Origin of the sequence: Protofrankia sp. CiP3 (assembly GCF_917627345.1) — a bacterium.
Classification (GTDB): domain Bacteria; phylum Actinomycetota; class Actinomycetes; order Frankiales; family Frankiaceae; genus Protofrankia.
In genome coordinates, this window is sequence record NZ_CAKJTM010000044.1 from 1,109 (window position 1) to 19,442 (window position 18,334).

The window sequence follows — 18,334 nt, forward strand, 5'->3', positions numbered from 1 at the left end:
GTCCCACCACGAGCTGCGGCGCGAGGTGATCGCCGTGCAGAGCGCCGAGCTACGCCGCCTGTATGACGCCCACCAGGTCAGCGATACGACACGTCGACGCCTGCAACGCGACCTGGACCTGGAGGATGCCGGTCTGGGCGGGCCCTGAGGTTCCGGTAACCCCGATAGCGGTGATCAGAGGGGTTCCGCAGCCGATTGAAGACTCGGAGATGAAGCACGGGACAATACCGGCCCACACACCCGCGAATGACCTTGCCGCGGCGACCTGCCGGGGACGGGCTACCCGTGCTTGACTGGTTATCCATGACGGCGCCCCGGTCGGCCGTGCGTACGGCACTGATCACCGTAGACGATGACCAGAGCGTCTCCCGCGCGGTCAGCCGGGACCTGCGACGGCGGTACGGCGAGAACCACCGGATCATCCGAGCCGATTCGGGCGAACAGGCGCTGGACGCGATGCGCGAGCTCAAGCTGCGCGGTGACCATGTCGCGGTGATCCTGGCCGACTACCGCATGCCGCGGATGAACGGCATCGAATTCCTTGAGCAGGCGATGGACCTGTTCCCCACGGCCCGGCGGGTGCTGCTGACCGCGTACGCCGACACCGATGCCGCGATCGACGCCATCAACGTCGTCGACCTGGACCACTACCTGCTCAAGCCGTGGGATCCGCCGGAGGAGAAGCTCTACCCGGTCGTGGACGCCCTGCTCGACGTCTGGCGCGCCACGGACCATCGGCCCGTGCCGGAGACCAAGGTTGTCGGCCACCGCTGGTCGGCGCGATCGCACGAGGTCCGGGACTTCCTCGCCCGCAACCAGGTGCCCTACCGGTGGTATCTCGCGGACGAACCGGAAGGCGAGCGCCTGCTGGCCGCGGCCGGAACGGACGGCGCGGCCCTCCCGGTCGTAATCACCGAAAGCGGTGAGGCGCTGGTGGAGCCCACCGACTCGCAGCTCGCCGGCCGGGTCGGGCTCAGCACCGCGCCCGCCGCCGACTTCTACGACGTGATCGTCATCGGCGGGGGCCCGGCGGGCCTGGGATCGGCCGTGTACGGCGCATCCGAAGGGCTGCGGACCGTGCTGGTCGAGCGGACCGCAACCGGTGGCCAGGCCGGCCAGAGCTCACGGATCGAGAACTACCTCGGCTTCCCCGACGGAGTCTCCGGGGCGCAGCTCACCGACCGCGCCCGCCGGCAGGCGGCCAAATTCGGCGCCGAGGTACTCACCGCCCGTGACGTCGTCGGCCTGGAGGTCAACGGCTCGGGGCGAACCGTGCGCTTCGCCGACGGAGGACAGATCGACGCCCACACGGTCATCCTGGCGACCGGTGTGTCCTACCGGCAGCTGGCAGCTCCCGGGCTGGAGCCGCTGACCGGGCGCGGCGTCTTCTACGGCTCCGCGCTGACCGAGGCGTCCGGCTGCGCGGGGCAGGATATCCACATCGTCGGTGGGGCGAACTCCGCCGGGCAGGCGGCGGTGTACTTCGCCCGGCACGCCCGCTCGGTGGTCATGCTGGTCCGCGGCCCGTCGCTGGAAGCGTCCATGTCCCACTACCTCATCGAGCAGATCGCCGGCATCCCGACGATCTCGGTGCGGACCTGTACCGAGGTGCTCGCCGGCCACGGCACGCAGCACCTGGAGCGGCTGACGATCCGGGACAACACCACCGGTGCCACGGAGACGGTCGACGCGCAGTGGCTGTTCATCTTCATCGGGGCGGCACCGCGCACCGACTGGCTGGACGGTGTGATCGTCCGTGATGGCCGCGGATTCGTCATTGCCGGCCCTGACCTCGTGGTCGACGGCCAACGGCCGCGCGGATGGTCCCTGGACCGGGATCCGTACCACCTCGAGACCAGCGTTCCGGGCGTCTTCGTGGCCGGGGACGCGCGGGCCGAGTCGGTGAAGCGGGTCGCGTCCGCGGTCGGTGAGGGCGCCATGGCCGTCACCCTGGTCCACCGGTATCTGGACAAGCGATGACCGGCCCGGCGCGGAGCGCCCCGTCAACGGCGTGCGGCCCGGACGAGCTCCGCACGCTGTTCCTGTTCGAGAAACTCACCGAGGAGCAGTTGGCCCGGCTGCACGCGGACGGACATGTCGAGTTCATCGAATCAGGACCGGTGTACGCCGAAGGCGAGCCTGCCAGCTGCTTCTATGTGCTTATCGAGGGAGCGCTGGTGCTGTCGCGGCGGGTCGGCGCCGACGATGTGGAGATCAGCCGCACGTCTCAGCGCGGTGTGTACGCGGGTGCCTTTCAGGCCTACCTGGGCGACCGTGTCCCGCAGGTCTACACCGCATCGTTGCGGGTCAGTGAGCCTTCGCGCTTCTTCGTGCTCCCCGCGGACGCGCTGGCGCGGCTGATGCGGGAGTGGTTCCCGATGGCCGTACACATGCTGGAGGGGCTGTTCCTCGGTATGCGGACCACCCAGCAGGCGATCGGTCAGCGGGAGCGGCTGCTGGCGCTGGGCTCGTTGTCCGCCGGGCTCACCCACGAGCTGAACAACCCGGCCGCCGCCGCGGTACGGGCGGCCTCGACGTTGCGGGAACGGGTCGCCGGGATGCGGCACAAACTCGCTCTGATCGCTTCGGGCCCGTACGACCGGGCCACCCTGGAGACCCTGATCCGGCTGCAGGAGGAGGCGGTGGAGCGGGTCGCGAAGGCACCCGCGCTGACTCCGCTGGAGGCCGGCGACCGGGAGGACGCGGTCACCGACTGGCTCGACGATCACGGTATCGCCGGTGGGTGGGATCTCGCCCCGACCTTCGTCCAGGCTGGTCTGGACCTGCCCTGGCTGGAGCAGGTCGCGGGCAGCGTCCCCGACGCGATACGTGAAGGTGCCGTCCGCTGGCTGAACTACACGGTCGAAACCGAGCTGCTCATGAACGAGATCGAGGATTCCACCACCCGAATTTCCACCCTGGTGGCCGCCGCCAAGCAGTACTCCCAGCTGGACCGTGCGCCGTACCAGCGGGTCGACGTCCACGAGCTGCTGGACAGCACCCTGGTGATGCTCGCCGGCAAGATCGGCGATGGCGTCACCGTTGTCAGAGAGTACGACCGGGCCCTACCGAAGATCCCCGCCTATGCCGCCGAGCTCAACCAGGTCTGGACGAATCTGATCGACAACGCGGTCGCCGCCATGGACGGCGTCGGCACGTTGACCGTGCGCACGGCACCCAGCCAGGAGCACCTGGGCGTCGACCACGTGGTGGTCGAGATCGCCGACACCGGGCCGGGCGTGGCACCGGAGATCCGTGGCCGGATCTTCGAACCGTTCTTCACCACCAAACCGGTGGGTGCAGGCACCGGTCTCGGCCTGGACATCTCCTGGCGCATCGTGGTCACCAAACACCACGGCGACCTGTCGGTGGAGTCGGTGCCCGGTGACACCCGGTTCCGGGTCCGGCTGCCTGCCGAACCGGCCGACGAACCGGCCGTATGACCGGGCGAGGCACATGACCGAAGGGAGCCAGCCAGATGGCTGAGGTGAGCACGATCGACCCGGCTGCGCCACCGAGCGGGACGGGCTGCGCCGAATGCACCGCCGGTAACGGCCCCGGGTGGTGGTTCCATCTGCGCCGCTGCGCCGGCTGTGGCCACATCGGCTGCTGCGACTCCTCCCCCTCCCAGCACGCGAGCGCGCACGCGACCACGACCGGACATCGGTTGATCCGCAGCTTCGAGCCAGGCGAGACCTGGTTCTGGGACTATCAGACCCAGCAGTACTACGACGGGCCGCCGCTGGCGCCGCCCGAGCATCACCCACTGGGCCAACCGACGCCCGGCCCGGCCGGCCGGGTACCCGCCGACTGGCAGGAGCAGCTGCGCTGAGGGCGGCTGCCGTTCGTCGACAAGATCGGCGCGAGTTTGTCGTCAGGTACGCCTATCCGGCCGAAAACCGTACCTGACAACAAACAAACGCCGATCATCGCCTCCATGAAGGGTCACGTTCTGAAAGCCCGGTTCAGAAGTCGATCATCTGGGCCAGCACGGTGCGTACCTTGGCTATCTGCTCGACGTTCAGCCGGTAGAGCGGACCGCGACCGGTGAGCCGGTTGGCCGAGACAGTACGGACCTGTTCAGTGATGGCCCAGCTGGTGGGCTTCCCGGAGATGTCGATCCGGACCCGATGGACCCAGCCAGGCCGCTCCCGAGCGGTCGGCGGAAGGACGCTCACCAGCGCACCACCGGTCAGAGCCAGGTGGAAGCGGGAGGACACCACGAGGGCCAGAGGCTCCTGGCAACAGCGTCTCATCCGGCCCTGGGAGCCCTCGAATCGTCAGCAGTGCGTGCCCGTGTACGGGCATACGTCGGGATCGAAGTTCTCCTTGAGACCTTCGATGAAAAGCTTCGTCGGTTCTCCGCCCGGATCAAGCCATCGCGCCACCGAGAGCCCGGTGACCTGATCGACACCCGCAGCCTTGAGTACGGCGGACGCCGACTGCAAACGCCCTCCGCCGACCCAGGTGTCCTCCAGCAGGAGGACATGGCGAGAGCCGGCGCCGCTGGGAGACAGGACGAGATGCAGTTCCAGTGCGCGACCACGGCGTAGGTCAGAAGAGACGCAACTAGCTGATAGCTCGTGGCACCGCCGCGCTTGTAGGCGTGCATCGTCTGCCCCGACTGCGCCCTCGGCCACGCGTAGGTGACGAATCCGAGGTGATCTGCCAGCCCGACGCTACCTACTCGCTCGGCACACCTATAGCAGGTGGGGAAGCCCGGGTTTGGGATACCTGCGCAGGTGCTGCAAGTAACTCCGGGTACCCATCGCGCATTGCGGAGGAACAGGCTTCCCGTTCTGCCAACGAGGTCGCGGAGTGTGTCAAGAGCGGGCGAGCGGGTGACCATCAGACAGTGATCTGACTGAGAACCGCTTCCAGTCGGCTCGGACGTTCGGCAAGCTCTTCGACCACGGCTCTCACTTCGGCGATCGACGATGCGACGTAGACGTCGGGATGACCGACGAGTTCCCTGCCCCACTGGGTGCTGTTGACGACGAGATCGGTCAGGATCACGGGCCGGCCGTGATGCACCGCCATCCGGGCCTGAATGCGGGCGCCGCTACGCTCCCCCGCCTCAACGACGATCGTGGTGATGCCGTAGCCGGACATCACCGCGTTACGCATCGGAAAGTTGTGCTGCTGAGGCGGCGCATCTGGCCAGAACTGTGACAGCACCAGCCCCGTCTCCGCGATGCGCTCCTGAAGTCCGCGGTTGCCGGCTGGGTAGCACCTGTTGATCCCAGTACCGATGACGGCCACGGTGCGTCCACCGCTGGCAATGGTGGTCTCGTGGGCAGCGGTGTCGATCCCCGCCGCGAGACCGGCAACCACGGTGAGCTCCATCGAAACCAGTGCGTCGGCGATGGACCTGGCCATCTGGAGGCCCCGCTCCGACGCCTCGCGCGAACCCACGACGGAGACGGCCTTGTCGTCGGCAAGCAGACGGCCGCGGGCAAACAGAAACGGGGGAGCCTCGTGGATGTCGCGGACGCGGGCCGGATAGCACTCATCGACGATCGAGAGGAACTCCAGCCCGGCTGCATGCCAGGCACGGACCTCGCCCCGCGCTTCGTCGAGCAGTGTGGCGTGGTCGTCGTCGCCGAAGAGGCTTTCAGCGACGAGCTGTGCCCGCGCCGCCGCGACGCTCCCGTTCTCCAGGACAACACCGGCGAGCTGGAGCCAGTTGAGCCCGCGCGGTCGCTCTCGAAGCAGCGCGACGAGCTCTGCCTGCTCCTCGATGCCCGGCTGCGCCACGCCGCCAGCGTAGTGGACGCGAGTACCGCGGGATCGTAGCCGCCTCACAATGCAACCGAACATACGTGCGAATATACACCGACATCGCGCTCGTGGACTACCCCGGCCAGTTGACGCTTGACGCTGCGCCTGACAGAAGTCGATCATGTCAGGCATGACAGTTGGGCAGGCATCGATCAACGCTCGCGATCTCAGTCGTCACGCGGCGAGCGTGCTCGACCGCGTCGAGCACGGCGAGCGGCTGGTGGTGACGCGCGGCGGGGAACCGATCGCAGAGATCATCCCTATCGCCCGTACCCAACGCCTGGTCGCCCGCTGGGTATGGGACGGCCTCATCCCTGAACCTCCCCCGACGGGCTACGCCACGGCCGCGGCCGTGGCGAGCGCCGCACAAGGCCTGCCCTCGGTCCCGGCGGGCAGGACCGCCACAGACGTTCTGCACGACACGCGCGAGGACGAACGCTAGCGATCTATCTGGATACCAGTGCGGTCGTCAAGCTCCTCCGCCGTGAGACGGAAACGGACGCGCTGGTCAAACATCTCGACGCACACCCCGACCGCGAGCTTCTCACGTCCGCGCTGACCACCGTCGAGGCCGCGCGGGCCCTGACCGCGATCGGCCCGGCGGACGTCGCGACCCGTGCCGTCCGCCGGTCGGACCGTATCGAGATCGGCGACAGCACCATCCCCGCCGTGTCGGTGACGGCGACGGTCCTCGACCTCGCGCTCGCTTTGCCCCCAGCGGTTCTCCGCTCGCTGGACGCCATCCATCTGGCCACCGCCCTCCTCGCCGCGACAGCCTCCACCACCTCATCACCTACGACAAGTTGAGCCAGTCCTCGGACAGGCCGTGCCTGCTGGCGACGACTTCGGCCGCTCGGCGCACGACATCTGTCGGCAGGAACACCGCGTCGAGGTCACGCGTCGAGCGTGCCGCGTCGTACGCCAGCGCCATAGCGGCGCCGCCGACGAGGAAGACATCCGCGCGTGCTCCGAGGCGGGCGAGCTCGACGTCCAGTTCCGCCAGCAACAAGCTGATCTCAGCTCGGCCAAGTCCGGCTGTCACACCCGCTCCAGCGCGCCGGAGGTGATGAAAACTCCGCGCTTACGGAAGGCCAGGGGCGACTCGACCAACGCTCGTGGGTGCATCCCGCGCAAGGATGCGACGAACCACCACGGCTCTGCCTCCCTCGCGGTCTCTCGGGTCCATGGCGGCGCCGGCCATCCGTCCCCGCGGGCGAGGTGCTCGCCGAGCGCGGCGAGGGCCGCGTCAACCCGTCGATCACCCGTCGGACAAGGGCTTGGCAACCACATGGCGGCGGCTCGCGCGGCCCCTTCGCGCCGGAGCACGCTGGAGTAGTCATCAATCATGCCGAACGTCCCGAACCAGGCGAAGACACGGTCGCCGTACGTGACCGGGCCTCGCACGGCGACATCACCATCCACCGATCCTTCGCGAGCACCACCGGGAAGGATACCGGGACAGGCACCGCTCTATCATAAGTGCAGTTATCATAGGTCGAGTTCTGCAAGGCGCGCGGACGGGGGATCACTGCGGTGCAGCTGCCGCGCAGGCCGGGCGAAATGTTCGACCGGGAGTACGAGTGGACCGCGCTCGCCGCGTTCGCCACCGATCCGGGCGACGGAGCCACGCTCGGTATCGTGTCCGGACGCCGCCGCCAGGGCAAGACCTTCCTCCTGCGGGCGCTGTGCCAGGCGACCGGCGGCTTCTACTTCGCCGCCGACGAAGCCGCCGACGGCGAATCGCTCCGCCGGATCGGCGCCAGCCTCGCCGACCATCTCGGCACCCCGGCCCCGCTGGTCTTCGACACCTGGCACTCGGTCGTCGACGCCCTGCTTGCGCTCGGCCGCGACCGCTGCGTCCCCGTCGTCATCGACGAGTTCCCATACCTGGCCAAGGCCAATCCGAGCCTGCCGTCCGTCATCCAGAACGCACTCGCCCCACTGCGCGCGGAACGGGACACCAGCCGCACCCGCCTCCTGCTGTGCGGATCAGCCATGTCCTTCATGGGCCGGCTGCTCGGGGGCAACGCACCACTGCGCGGACGCGCAGGCCTCGAGCTCGTCGTACCGACCCTCGACCACCGCCTCGCCGCCGAATTCTGGGGAATCGACGACCCGGCCACCGCCCTCAAGGTCAACGCGATCGTCGGCGGCACCCCGGCCTACCGCCGGGAATTCGCCCGCGACGACACGCCCGCGGGCCCCGACGACTTCGACCCCTGGGCCACCCGCACTGTGCTCTCCCCCACCAGCCCGCTGTTCCGCGAGGCCCGGTATCTACTCGCCGACGAACCGGACCTGCACGACACCGGCCTGTATCACTCGGTGCTCGCGGCGATCGCGGCCGGTAACAACAACCGCGGCGGCATCGCCTCCTACCTGGGCCGCAAATCCGGTGACCTCGCCCATCCGCTGACCGTCCTCGAGGACTGCGGAATGATCATACGTGAACCCGATGTCTTCAGGAACAACCGGACCAACTTCCGGATCGCCGAGCCACTCCTGACCTTCTACCACGCGGTGATGCGCCCGATCTGGTCCGACCTTGAACACACCCGCGACGCCACCGGACTATGGCAACGCAGCCAACGCAGGTTCGTCGGCAACGTCCTGGGCCCGCACTTCGGACATATCTGCCGCCACTGGACCCGGCACCTGGCACCGGCCGAGCGCTTCGGCGACTACCCCAACCGTGTCGGCGCGGGCACCGTCAACGACCCGGCCAACAAGACCAGCCACGAACTGGACGTCGTCGCTTTCGGTCTCGACGATGACAACCGGACGCCCCTGATCACGATCGGCGAGGCGAAGTGGGGCGAGACCATGGGCGTGGGCCATCTCGCCCGACTCCGACGGATCCGCGCCCTGCTCGTCGGGCAGGGACGCCTCGGCGCCCAGACCGCGAAACTCACCTGCTACAGCGGCGCCGGATTCAGCGCGGAACTCCGGAGACTCGCCGGGGAGGACACCGACATCATCCTGGTCGGCCTCGACGATCTCTACCGACAGCCGTCACCGGGCACAAACCAAGACAGCGGTTCGCCGCCCTCGAGGGTGCATGACCGCAGGTGACGACCAAGCACCGTGGACGCACTCGCTTCCGGCCGGTGACAAACACGTGGAACCGGAATCTCCAACATCGCGTCACTCACAGCATATCTTCACTCTCGAAGAGTTATATCATTATTTCTACGACGATACCCACGGGCGACCGGTACCTGGCGGCCGTTCAACTGCCGCCAGACCAGCCAGGACCCCGTACGTCGGCCATGCCGTTCCGCCTGCGCCTGCGCCGCCGCGCTTGTTCGCCTCCGGCATGCACGGCGTCGCAAAAGCGGATATGGCCTTCCCGAGCAGGTCAATCAGCCCTCCTCGTATGGGGCTGTTTTTCCGCGCTCGAAGTGCCAGTGCCTGTCGGGTTAGCCTCGCCGGAGTCATGCCATTCGCGCATATTCTGCACCACCTCCTCGTAAAACCTCTCCAACGTGTCCACCACCGATGTGACAAACGTGCCCCTCCCAACACCGCGTTTCGTACCGAGGGGAGCGCTCAGGGAAATACGGAAAGCCCGGATCTCACCTGCTGGATCAGTGATCAAGATTTCCGGCTTCTGGCGTACCAAGGCGAGAAGCTCGGCTCGGGCAGCTTCCCGCGACCCCTGCTCGAACGATTCAACCCGCAGATTCCCGTTGGCCTCCCCGAGCTGTCTCGTAATCCACTTCACGCGGGTCAGCGGACGTCCTTGACGAGGAGCGTCGATACTCACCGAACACACGACCCGGCCCGCCCGCAGATCGGCGGTAACGGTCACCGGGCCGACCGCACCAGGGATCCGCAACATCGCGGACAGTATGCCGTTGCGGCACAGCTCCTCGGCCAGCATCTGTCGCCGCCGGGTCGCATCCACACGACGGTTCAGTTGGGGGATGACCTCGATGCCCAGCAACCCACCCAGGTGCAGGCACAGATAGTGAGCAAGCTGGTCGAAACGTCCGGCGACAGAAGGCAATCCCCTGTCTGTGGGTCGCAGCGTGTCCGCCACGACGCTGTCCCTCACGGTCACCCAGTGAGGCCCCATGTCGTCGAACTTCTCCGCGCCGGAGCGGGCGTGGTCGAGGTAGCGGAGGAACTCGCTGAGAATATATTCCTGCGTGGCATCCGCCACCGACCTATTCTCGATCAGAAACTGGCAGCGAAATCTTATCTCCGCCCACGACAGATGGCAGACACCGACTTTCTTGGTTTTCCGTCCGTCGATAGCGATGGGATGACGTTCATCGGCCGCCGTGATCAGGTTGGAGATCGTGAGTACAGCATCGAACCGCTGTTCCCGCGCGATGTCGAGGTAGGCCTCCACCTGCTCCGAGCGGAGTTCACCCGCACCCGTCTTCACCTCCACCAGCGCGGTCCAGGTCCGCTGCCCCCGGGTCACCCTGATTAACCCGTCCGGCACGTACGGCTCGTCGCTCCGACTGAATGGCACCTCGATGAACGTCTCAACCTGCCCAGCCGGCGCCCCGAACCGGGTTGTCAAGGCCCGACCAAACTCGCGCACCGAACCCACGACGGCCAGCAACGCCGACGTCGCGCGCCGTTCCTGCTCCGCCGCACCACCGATACCCGCAACAGGGAACAGCCTCGCCGGTTGCCACCGCTGCTCCGCATCTCCGGCATCCAGCCGCCGTGCCGTCGACAGCCGCCGCGCGGGCCGGCGTTTCTTCGTGGTGACCGTCTGGGTCCGCCGCTCCCTCCGACCGGCCGGCGGGCGGGACACGCCGGCCAGACCCCCGCCGCTGAGAGCGGCTGCCCCTGCGCTGGTGGTGCCGCCGGCTGTGGGATCCGCGCCTACGGGCTCCGCCGGTTCGGCTCGCTCGGGCGCTGGGCTGTCGTCCTCGTCAGAGTCGACCTCAACGCCGTATTCGGTGACAAGCGTCGCCAGACCGGTGTCGTATCCCTGGCCGACCGCGCGGAACTTCCACTGCCCGGCACGACGGTAGACCTCCCCGAGCATGAACGCGGTCTCGGTGGAGGCATCCGTGACGTCGTAGCGCAGCAGCTCCGCCGCGTCAGACCCCCGCAGTAGCCGTAGCCGCAGGTACTCCAGCCGGCCGAAGCCATCACCCTCGCCGCCGTCCAAGCTGGCGGCGAGGAGCACCCGCTCGACGCTGTCCGGGACGTCGTCCATGTCGATGTCGACGACGCCGATGAAGGCTGTGTACCGCTCCTCATCAGTGGACGTCTTGCCCCGAAGCCTAACCGCCCCACCTGCCCCGGACGGCTGGTTGTAGAAGATGAAGTCGTCGTTCGAGCGGACCTTCCCGTCGTCTCCGAGCAGCAGGACGCTCACATCCGCGTCAAGCGGATGCTCCTTCTCAGCAGCCCATTCAAGAATGACCGAGACCGAACCAAGCTCGTCAGCCAGGGCACTGAGGGTTACGTTTCCCCCCTTGCGCATGGCTGCAACCGTCGCAGCGCACATAGCGAAACTATACAGCCAGAACTTTTAATAATAGGAGATCGATCATTCGATCTACAATAGGCCATCAATAGCCAAACAAACACAACAAGGAGAGAAGTGACACCAGGATCGAGCGCCCCCAGCCGTCCGTACAAAACAGTCAAATCATGACAAAGCAGGCAAAGTAGTATGTTAAGGGCTGAACTTTCCGGAGCCTACGGCTCCGCGACCGAAGCCGGCGCCACGCCGTCCGTCGGCGGCATCTCGTACGGCTTGACATCTATATGAGCATTAACGCCCTGGCCGAATCCGTCAACGGCCTCTACAAAACAGAACTGATCAATCGGCGAAGGCCGTGGCGAACGCTCGACGACGTCGAACTCGCGACGTTCGAATGGATCGAATGGTACAACAACCGCCGGATCCACAGCGGCTGCGGAAACATGCCGCCCGCCGAGTTCGAGGCCCTCTACTACCTGCAAGACGAGGCTACTATGCTGACCGAAGCGTAAGGATCCCGGTCTCTAAAGAACCCGGAATGGTTCACACCTCCAACCTCCCACTGCAAGTCGGGTGCAGCGCCCGGTCAGCCGCCCGCAGACGGGCAGGACCATCTGCACTGAGAATATATCGGGCAGACCGTACCGTTTCTACCGGTATCCGTCTTCCGTCGGCATCGGTTTCCACGGGCGCCGGTCGACAAGATCGGCGCTAGTTTGTCGTCAGGTACACCTATCCGGCCGAAAACCGTACCTGACAACAAACAAACGCCGATCAGGGGTGTCTCGTCGGACTGGCGGGCCTCGTTCGGGCCTCGTTCCGATCGCCATGATCCAGGTCCAGCCCAGTCGATCTTCACTGCCAGCAAGACTACGACCGGTCTACGAGCCCCGCCCGTCGGGCACAGCCGTCTCGCCGCGTGCCGTACGGATCGCGTCCTGAAGGACGGCCGGGCTACAACCAAGTTCGACAGCGATCTTCCGCACTGACATCCCCGCTCGATGTGCATCGAGTATGGCGGCCCGCCGCGCACGCGCCCCAGCCATCATCTGCTGGCGCGCGGCTTCGGCCTCAGCACCGAGCCGGCGAGCGGCGGCCAGCGCTCGCGCGACTTCGGAGTGCTCCGCCTCCTGAAAGACATCCGCCTCCTGAGAGGCAGGGGCACCGAGCGAATCGACGATCTCGGCGGGCAGGTACTGGGCCTTCGGGTCGACCGGACGTCCGCGATACACGGCCTCGACCAGATCAAGACCCTGGTCCACGGTCGTGAAGCCAACCTGCCGGTACAGGAAGGCGATGTCGCCAAAATGCCCGATGCGGCGTCACGGAGCCGGGACACGCACCTCGCCTCGTTGTCGTCGGTCGACACCCACAACCAGGGTGCCTCCCTCCGCCGCCCCGCGATCCATCCACCTGGACGCCGCTCCCTGATCGAACGCCCTACTGCCGGAGCCTCTCAAGCGGCAATCATCCGGTCGGCCCTTGCCCATGGGAGCAGGCCGCCCCGGCCATCGGGTGATAGAGGTAATCAGACGGCCGCCGTCAGCGCCGCGCGGGCATCCAGCCTGAAGTCGGGGTCGACCTGGCGTGAGAGGTCGGTGCCGACCGCGTCGTTCGCCCAGGAGCGGGCGTTCTTCACATGAAATTCGATCATCTGCCGGTGCAGGCGGTCCCAGTCACGCTCGGTGCCCTCGACAGCGACGACAATGCGGTCCAAGGCCGCCATGTTGGCGGGCTCCAAGACGACCGCGCCGGCCGGGCTGCCCTGTTCCTGGGCCCGGACCGCGCCCGACTGCTCCAGGTGGACAAGCAGGTCGTCGCCGACGTGGTCACGCAGGAACGCCACGTCCCGCTCGTCGTGAACCTTGTTACCGATGACGGAGATCGGTATGCCGTGATCGGCGGCGTAGCCGCGATACTGCTCGTACACGGCGACGCCCTTGCGGGTGGGCTCAGCAACGAGAAACGTGTGGTCGAAGCGGGTGAACAGCCCGGAGGCGAACGCGTCCGCACCGGCGGTCATGTCAACGACAACATGCTGGCCGGGCCCGTCGACCAGATGGTTGAGCAGGAGCTCGACCGCGCCGACCTTGGAGTGGTAGCACGCCACGCCGAGGTCCTCCTCGGTGAACGCGCCGGTGACCATAAGGCGGACCCCGTCCGCGTCGACGCTGAGACGCTCGTGGATCGGGCTGGCCCCGGTGACGGTCAGCAGCCGGGAGCCGTGGCCGGGCGGGGTCGTCTTGACCATCTCGCGGGCGGACGGGATGCGCGGGTTGTCACCGCGCAGATAGTCCTTGATCATGTCAAGGTGGTCGCCAAGTGTGGGTATCGACGCCGCGAGGTGCTCGCCGAGGCCGAGGGCAACCGCCAGGTGCTGGTTGATGTCGGCGTCCAGGGCCAGCACGGTGCAGCCCCGGCCGGCGAGGTGGCGGGCGACGAGTGAGGACAGCGTGGTCTTTCCGCTGCCGCCCTTGCCGACAAAAGCAATCTTCATGGCGATGTTTCCTCGATGTTGTGGCGGCACTGCCGCGAATCAGGTCATTCGAACACAGGGTCGGGCCGCCGACGGGCCGGCCCAAGGTGCACGACCGCCACGGCCGCCCGCGGGCCACGGCACCAAGGCCACGGCAGTCGCGAGCGCCACGGAGCCGCACAGCCACCGCAAGGATAACGGTATTCATTTCTGATAGCCCGACAGGCGCAGCCTCGCTGCCACAAGGGGACACCAGGCCGCCCAAGCGATGCCGGCGCGCACCGCGAGCAGTCTGGACGACCACTCACCGATGGCGGTTGAGGGGTTGCGTGTCGGCATCGAGGTAACCGCCACGGGCTGTGTCGGCCGTGTCCGTACCAGTCGGCGGGGATTTCGGGCTTGGCGGTGGACGTCGTCGTGGTGCGGCGAGCGCGGCGATGGCGGTGGTGAGGGGAACCGAGGCAACCAGGCCGATGGTGCCGGCGGCGGTCCGCACGATCTCGGCGCCGATCAGATCGGTGGCGGCCAGATCGGTGCTGCTGCGGTCGGCAAGGGTGAACAGAAGCAGGGTCGGGAGCGCGGCGCCGGCGTAGGCGAGGACAAGGGTGTAGACGCTGGACGCGATGTGGTCACGTCCGACCCGCATCCCGGAGCCGTACAGGTGCCGCAGCGAGGCGTGCGGGGCGGCGCCTGCGACCTCCCAGACCGCGGCGGCCTGAGTGATCGTCATGTCGTTGATCAGGCCAAGGGAGCCGATGATGACGCTGGCGAGCACGAGCCCAGGAAGACTCAGCTGCCCGGCGAACGCCTTGAGCATCACGTCCTCATCCGAACCGAGCCCGGTGATGCGAGCGAGGTCGATCGCCAGAGCACCGAAGGCACCGGCAAGGGCCATGCTGGCGAGGGTGCCCAGCAGCGCTGCGGTCGTGCGGGCGGAGACACCGTGGGCAAGGTAGAGCAGAACGATGACCAGGGCGGCGCCTGTGGTCAGGGCGACCGCGACGGGGGAATGTCCGTCGAGCAGGGACGGCAACGTGAACTTGACGATCACGAGGTAGCTGAGGGCGAGGCCGACAAGTGCGGCCAGTCCGCGCCAACGGGCAACCGCGACGACCACCGCGGCGGTGAGAAACGCGATCCAGCCGATGGGTGCGGAGCGCTGGAAGTCCGCGACGTAGTAGGTCGCCTGGCCCGCGATGTTGGTGGTGGGGGCGAGCCGGACCTTGTCCCCGGCCTTCAGGAGCGGCCCGGTGGGGTCGACGAGAGTGTCGAGATGAAGCCGGGCGTTGGATCCCGACGCATCGTCCAGGACGACGTCGATCTGGTCGCAGGTCCCCTGGGATGCCCCCGCGCCGGTCAGGTCGGGGCAGGGACCCCGGCCAGCGCGTTCGATGGTGGCGTCGACGAGCTGACTGCTGCCGCCCACGAGGCCGCGGAGATCCTCGGGGGTTTCGCGGGCGCCGCCGGACGGCCAGAGCATGATCACGCCGGCCACAGTGAGAATCAGGAACAGCGCGACCGTCGCCGCCATGGCGATCGTGGCTGGCCGCGATGTCTCACCGGCTCCGGCTCCGCTGTGCTGGTGTCCATGCCCCATGGGTCCCGAGTGTGGCCGTTGAGCATGGCACCACCGGCGGCCAGGGGCCTCTCCCTGTTCCGTGGCAGGAAGCGTCGCGCCGACCCGGGCCTTCGCGACGGATCAATATGATCTTCATAAAACAAACACGTGCCCAAAGGCTCCGGCAGTAGGGCGTTCGATCAGGGAGCGGCATCCGGGCGGATGGATCGCGAGGCGGCGGAGGGAGTCACCCCGGTGTTGGGTGGCGACCGTCGACAACGACGCGGGGTGCATGCCCCAGTCCCGCGACGCCGCGTCCCCTATTGTCGGTCGCTCTCAGGCTTCGTGGGCTGCGATGGACGGCATCGAGCACCGCCGCGCCCGCCGCGACGGCGAGAGCCTGCGGGCCGAAGCTGCTTGGAAGCACCGTGAGCTCGGGGCTGTCGCGCAACCGCGAGTGCGCCGCGATCTCTTCGTACAGGTCGGCCAGCAGTTCCGGCAGGAAGATCGTAGTGCATTCGGTGAGCACGAGCACCTCGGGGTCGATCATATCCAGGAGCATGGCCACCACACGGCCGACGATGCGAAGGCGATCGCGCACCAGCGCCAGCGCCCCGGGGTCACCGCGCCGGGCCACCTCCACCAGGCTCGCCATATCTGGGCTTTGGATCAATCCGGCCCGGATGGCCCGGTCCACCAGGGTCTGTTCCGAGATCGCCGCCTGCAGGCAGCCGGAGCGGCCACAGGGGCAGGTCACCGGCACGTCCGTCAACTGCAGGTGGGCTACATCCCCGGCGCCACAATGCCGGCCGTGGTGCACTGTGCCGCCAGTGGCAATCGCCGCATCGACGACGTTGCCGACGAACAGGTGCACCAGGCTGCGTCGGGCCCGTTGATCCCCGAACAGGATCTCGGCCTGGGCGAGGGCGCGGGCGTGGCCGTCCACGTGCACCGGCAGGCTCGTCGCCGCCGCGAGTACCTGACGCACCGGCACGTCGCGCCAGCCCAGCAGGCCGTGCTCAAGGATGACCCCGCGCCGCGGATCCACCCGACCGCCGGTGACCACGCCCAGGCCGACGGGGCGGCTTCCCCGGCAATGGCGCGCGGTGAAACGGGGGACGTGCTCGCCGATCTGGCGGAGCACCTCGCCGGGCGCGCCATGGTGGGGCATGTTCTCCTCGGCCAGCACCCGGCCGCGCAGGTCCACCAGGCTGAAGGTGATGAAGGGCACCGCGATGTGCACACCGCAGGCGATGTGGTGCCGGGTGTCGATGTCCAGGGGAACGAAGGGCCGGCCTGCGCGAGGTGGGTCGGTAGATACCGGCACCTCCCGCAGCAACCCGAGCGAGATCATATCCGCGGTCTGCCTCGACACAGCCGCCGGGCTCAGCCCGGTCGCCCGGCCGATGAGGGTACGGGCCACCGGCCCGTGGTCGAGCACGGCGCGCAGGACAGCCGCAGCGGAACCAGTGATGTCGGGCTGACCCGCGGTGGTGGGCCGCGACGGAACCTGGCTCTGTATGTGCACCGGCACGGAATGCCCTCCTGGCACCGCGGTAGCGCGCAGCCGCGGCGCTGCGGTCACGGGCCGCACCGCAGACGGACGTCGGGCGCTCCTCGCTCCGCCCGTGGTCGTGAAACCGGCGGAATGCGGCGTGGAAACATCCGGTACGGGCGACGGTCTTCGTGAATGTCGGCAACTGGTCACGCTGGATGGCGCGACCCGGTCAGGCCGACGAACAGAGCGCGCTCGCCACTCGACGCAGGTCGACGTGGGCGCGACCGACCAGGAAGATGTGCCCGCACATACCGCTGACCGTAGGCACATCGACGAAAATTGTCAACTAGTTCAGTAGAAAAACGGAAGAATCCGCCCCGCCATCGGAATGAACCGGTGACAGGGCGGATTGAGAGAGTCGCGCCTATGAACATCGGACAGCGACGAATGAGAGCGTCCGGTAATAGGGGCGTGGGTCAAGGAGCGGGGCTGGGGTGCGTGCGTCGCGAGGCTGCCCAGGCCCCGGTAGCGTGTTCTACCGGGGCCGACGACAACGACGCGGGGCGCCGTCTGGCGCCGTCTGGCCGCCGGGCGAACTTCCAGCGGCCATCACTTGGTTACACCGCGACCGGTGTGTAATGCGAGGCGTCGTCACCGTCAATCGCGTAACTACGCCGGCCGTCCACCCCCACCGGCACACCACCGGCCACAGTCACCCGGTGCAACAGACGTGGAAGGTCACCGTAGTCGTCCACCGCGTAGTGCTGGGTGATCCGATTGTCGAAGAAGGCGAGATCGCCCGGTGCCCACCGCCAGCGAACGGTGTTCTCCGGCCGGGTCACATAGGTCTGCAACAGGCGGAGGATATCCCGTGACTCGGTCGTGGACAGGCCGACGACACGCTGCGCGAAACCGCCGATGAACAGGCCTCTCTCTCCCGTTTCAGGATGTACGCGGACCACCGGGTGGGCGGTCCGGTACTTCCGGGAGACGAATATCTCCCGGAAGGCCTTCGTCTTCTCCGAATTCGCCGGCGGTATCGCGTAGTCATAGTCGTTGGTGTGCTCCGCCCAGATCCGGTCGGCGAGTTCGCGCAGATCGACGGGCAGGTCCCGGTAGGCGGCCGCGGAGTTCGCGATGAGGGTGTCCCCACCATAGGGCGGGACCACGATGCTGCGCAGCGTGCTCGCGGACGGTGGACTGACGATGAACGTGACATCGGTGTGCCAGTTGTTGGCCCGGCCCTCGGTCGAATCGACCCGCAGCACGTTGGGGCTGCCGTCCAGTGACGGAACGGTCGGATGCGCCGTGGTGAGCTCGCCGAAACGCGCGGCGAAACGCTGCTGGCTCTCGTCAGCCAGCGTCTGGCCGCGGAAGAACAGTGCCTTGTGCTCCAGCAACGCTGCCTGGAGCAAAGCGATCGTGTCGTCGCCGAGGTCGTCGCGAAGATCCACGCCGAGCACCTCGGCGCCGATGCGTCCAGCGACCCTCCGGACGTCGAAATCAGTACCGATGACGGTCATTGTTCTCCTTGATCGATCGTTCGGGTTGACCAGTCGTTCA

Annotated in this window: 18 protein-coding genes and 1 pseudogene; 7 read left to right on the forward strand and 12 right to left on the reverse strand. The window is 67.4% G+C overall.

The window, feature by feature from the left end:
* The first annotated feature begins 303 nt into the window (after nucleotides 1-303).
* Genes MJ797_RS15625 through MJ797_RS27000 form a run of 3 tightly spaced genes read left to right on the forward strand, consistent with a single transcriptional unit; the run spans nucleotide 304 to nucleotide 3,832 of the window.
* Nucleotides 304-1,980 carry an FAD-dependent oxidoreductase gene (locus MJ797_RS15625; protein ID WP_239335501.1) on the forward strand — a complete coding sequence of 559 codons (1,677 nt, stop codon included), beginning with the start codon at nucleotides 304-306 and terminating at the stop codon, nucleotides 1,978-1,980.
* A complete protein-coding gene (locus MJ797_RS15630; RefSeq protein ID WP_239335503.1) occupies nucleotides 1,977-3,443 on the forward strand; it encodes an ATP-binding protein in 1,467 nt (488 codons plus the stop codon). The genes MJ797_RS15625 and MJ797_RS15630 overlap by 4 nt, the downstream gene beginning before the upstream one ends.
* A 35-nt stretch (nucleotides 3,444-3,478) precedes the next feature.
* A complete protein-coding gene (locus MJ797_RS27000; RefSeq protein WP_255720424.1) occupies nucleotides 3,479-3,832 on the forward strand; it encodes a UBP-type zinc finger domain-containing protein in 354 nt (117 codons plus the stop codon).
* A 133-nt stretch (nucleotides 3,833-3,965) separates the two neighbouring features.
* On the opposite strand, the gene MJ797_RS15640 is transcribed toward MJ797_RS27000, so the two are convergent.
* The 3 genes from MJ797_RS15640 to MJ797_RS15650 all read right to left on the reverse strand — a co-directional run bounded on the left by MJ797_RS15640 (nucleotide 3,966) and on the right by MJ797_RS15650 (nucleotide 5,757).
* Nucleotides 3,966-4,256, reverse strand: a complete 291-nt coding sequence (locus MJ797_RS15640) for a type II toxin-antitoxin system PemK/MazF family toxin (RefSeq protein ID WP_255739024.1) — start codon at nucleotides 4,254-4,256, stop codon at nucleotides 3,966-3,968.
* A 24-nt stretch (nucleotides 4,257-4,280) separates the two neighbouring features.
* Nucleotides 4,281-4,448 (reverse strand): hypothetical protein, encoded by a 168-nt coding sequence (locus tag MJ797_RS15645; protein ID WP_239335507.1) that lies wholly within the window; start codon nucleotides 4,446-4,448, stop codon nucleotides 4,281-4,283.
* A 400-nt stretch (nucleotides 4,449-4,848) separates the two neighbouring features.
* On the reverse strand, nucleotides 4,849-5,757 hold the full coding sequence (locus MJ797_RS15650; RefSeq protein WP_239335508.1) for a DNA-processing protein DprA: 909 nt from the start codon (nucleotides 5,755-5,757) through the stop codon (nucleotides 4,849-4,851).
* A 145-nt stretch (nucleotides 5,758-5,902) separates the two neighbouring features.
* On the opposite strand from MJ797_RS15650, the gene MJ797_RS15655 reads away from it, so the two are divergent.
* Both MJ797_RS15655 and MJ797_RS27515 read left to right on the forward strand, forming a co-directional pair.
* Nucleotides 5,903-6,223, forward strand: coding sequence for a type II toxin-antitoxin system Phd/YefM family antitoxin (locus MJ797_RS15655; protein WP_239335509.1), 321 nt, complete (start codon nucleotides 5,903-5,905; stop codon nucleotides 6,221-6,223).
* A 62-nt stretch (nucleotides 6,224-6,285) separates the two neighbouring features.
* Nucleotides 6,286-6,588 carry a PIN domain-containing protein gene (locus tag MJ797_RS27515; RefSeq protein WP_374582332.1) on the forward strand — a complete coding sequence of 101 codons (303 nt, stop codon included), beginning with the start codon at nucleotides 6,286-6,288 and terminating at the stop codon, nucleotides 6,586-6,588.
* Here MJ797_RS27515 and MJ797_RS15665 read toward each other — a convergent pair.
* Together MJ797_RS15665 and MJ797_RS15670 are read right to left on the reverse strand one after the other, a co-directional pair.
* Nucleotides 6,575-6,823: a DUF6036 family nucleotidyltransferase gene (locus MJ797_RS15665; RefSeq protein ID WP_239335511.1), complete on the reverse strand. Its 249-nt coding sequence runs from the start codon at nucleotides 6,821-6,823 to the stop codon at nucleotides 6,575-6,577. The genes MJ797_RS27515 and MJ797_RS15665 overlap by 14 nt on opposite strands.
* Nucleotides 6,820-7,203: a hypothetical protein gene (locus MJ797_RS15670; RefSeq protein ID WP_239335512.1), complete on the reverse strand. Its 384-nt coding sequence runs from the start codon at nucleotides 7,201-7,203 to the stop codon at nucleotides 6,820-6,822. Before MJ797_RS15670 ends, MJ797_RS15665 begins: the two co-directional genes overlap by 4 nt.
* 138 nt (nucleotides 7,204-7,341) lie before the next feature.
* Here MJ797_RS15670 and MJ797_RS15675 point away from each other — a divergent pair, with 138 nt between their 5' ends.
* A complete protein-coding gene (locus MJ797_RS15675; RefSeq protein ID WP_374582334.1) occupies nucleotides 7,342-8,853 on the forward strand; it encodes an ATP-binding protein in 1,512 nt (503 codons plus the stop codon).
* Between the two features lie 286 nt (nucleotides 8,854-9,139).
* Here MJ797_RS15675 and MJ797_RS15680 read toward each other — a convergent pair whose 3' ends face one another.
* A complete protein-coding gene (locus MJ797_RS15680) occupies nucleotides 9,140-11,236 on the reverse strand; it encodes a TerD family protein (protein WP_239335514.1) in 2,097 nt (698 codons plus the stop codon).
* Between the two features lie 234 nt (nucleotides 11,237-11,470).
* Between MJ797_RS15680 and MJ797_RS15685 the strand changes: the two are divergent.
* Nucleotides 11,471-11,751: pseudogene (locus MJ797_RS15685) on the forward strand (integrase core domain-containing protein); the annotation flags it as partial.
* Nucleotides 11,752-12,120: 369 nt separating this feature from the next.
* Here the strand turns inward: MJ797_RS15685 and MJ797_RS15690 are convergent.
* The 6 genes from MJ797_RS15690 to MJ797_RS15710 all read right to left on the reverse strand — a co-directional run bounded on the left by MJ797_RS15690 (nucleotide 12,121) and on the right by MJ797_RS15710 (nucleotide 18,294).
* Nucleotides 12,121-12,501, reverse strand: coding sequence for a helix-turn-helix domain-containing protein (locus MJ797_RS15690; RefSeq protein WP_239335515.1), 381 nt, complete (start codon nucleotides 12,499-12,501; stop codon nucleotides 12,121-12,123).
* Nucleotides 12,502-12,767: 266 nt separating this feature from the next.
* The gene (locus MJ797_RS15695; RefSeq protein ID WP_239335516.1) at nucleotides 12,768-13,736 is read right to left on the reverse strand and encodes an AAA family ATPase; all 969 of its coding nucleotides are present in this window, start codon (nucleotides 13,734-13,736) and stop codon (nucleotides 12,768-12,770) included.
* Nucleotides 13,737-14,019: 283 nt separating this feature from the next.
* Nucleotides 14,020-15,246: a YibE/F family protein gene (locus MJ797_RS15700; RefSeq protein ID WP_239335517.1), complete on the reverse strand. Its 1,227-nt coding sequence runs from the start codon at nucleotides 15,244-15,246 to the stop codon at nucleotides 14,020-14,022.
* Between the two features lie 274 nt (nucleotides 15,247-15,520).
* Nucleotides 15,521-16,858 (reverse strand): ROK family transcriptional regulator, encoded by a 1,338-nt coding sequence (locus tag MJ797_RS15705; protein ID WP_308128327.1) that lies wholly within the window; start codon nucleotides 16,856-16,858, stop codon nucleotides 15,521-15,523.
* Between the two features lie 142 nt (nucleotides 16,859-17,000).
* Nucleotides 17,001-17,081 carry a putative leader peptide gene (locus MJ797_RS27520; protein ID WP_370652780.1) on the reverse strand — a complete coding sequence of 27 codons (81 nt, stop codon included), beginning with the start codon at nucleotides 17,079-17,081 and terminating at the stop codon, nucleotides 17,001-17,003.
* A gap of 307 nt (nucleotides 17,082-17,388) precedes the next feature.
* On the reverse strand, nucleotides 17,389-18,294 hold the full coding sequence (locus MJ797_RS15710) for a TauD/TfdA family dioxygenase (protein ID WP_239335559.1): 906 nt from the start codon (nucleotides 18,292-18,294) through the stop codon (nucleotides 17,389-17,391).
* Between the last annotated feature and the right edge of the window lie 40 nt (nucleotides 18,295-18,334).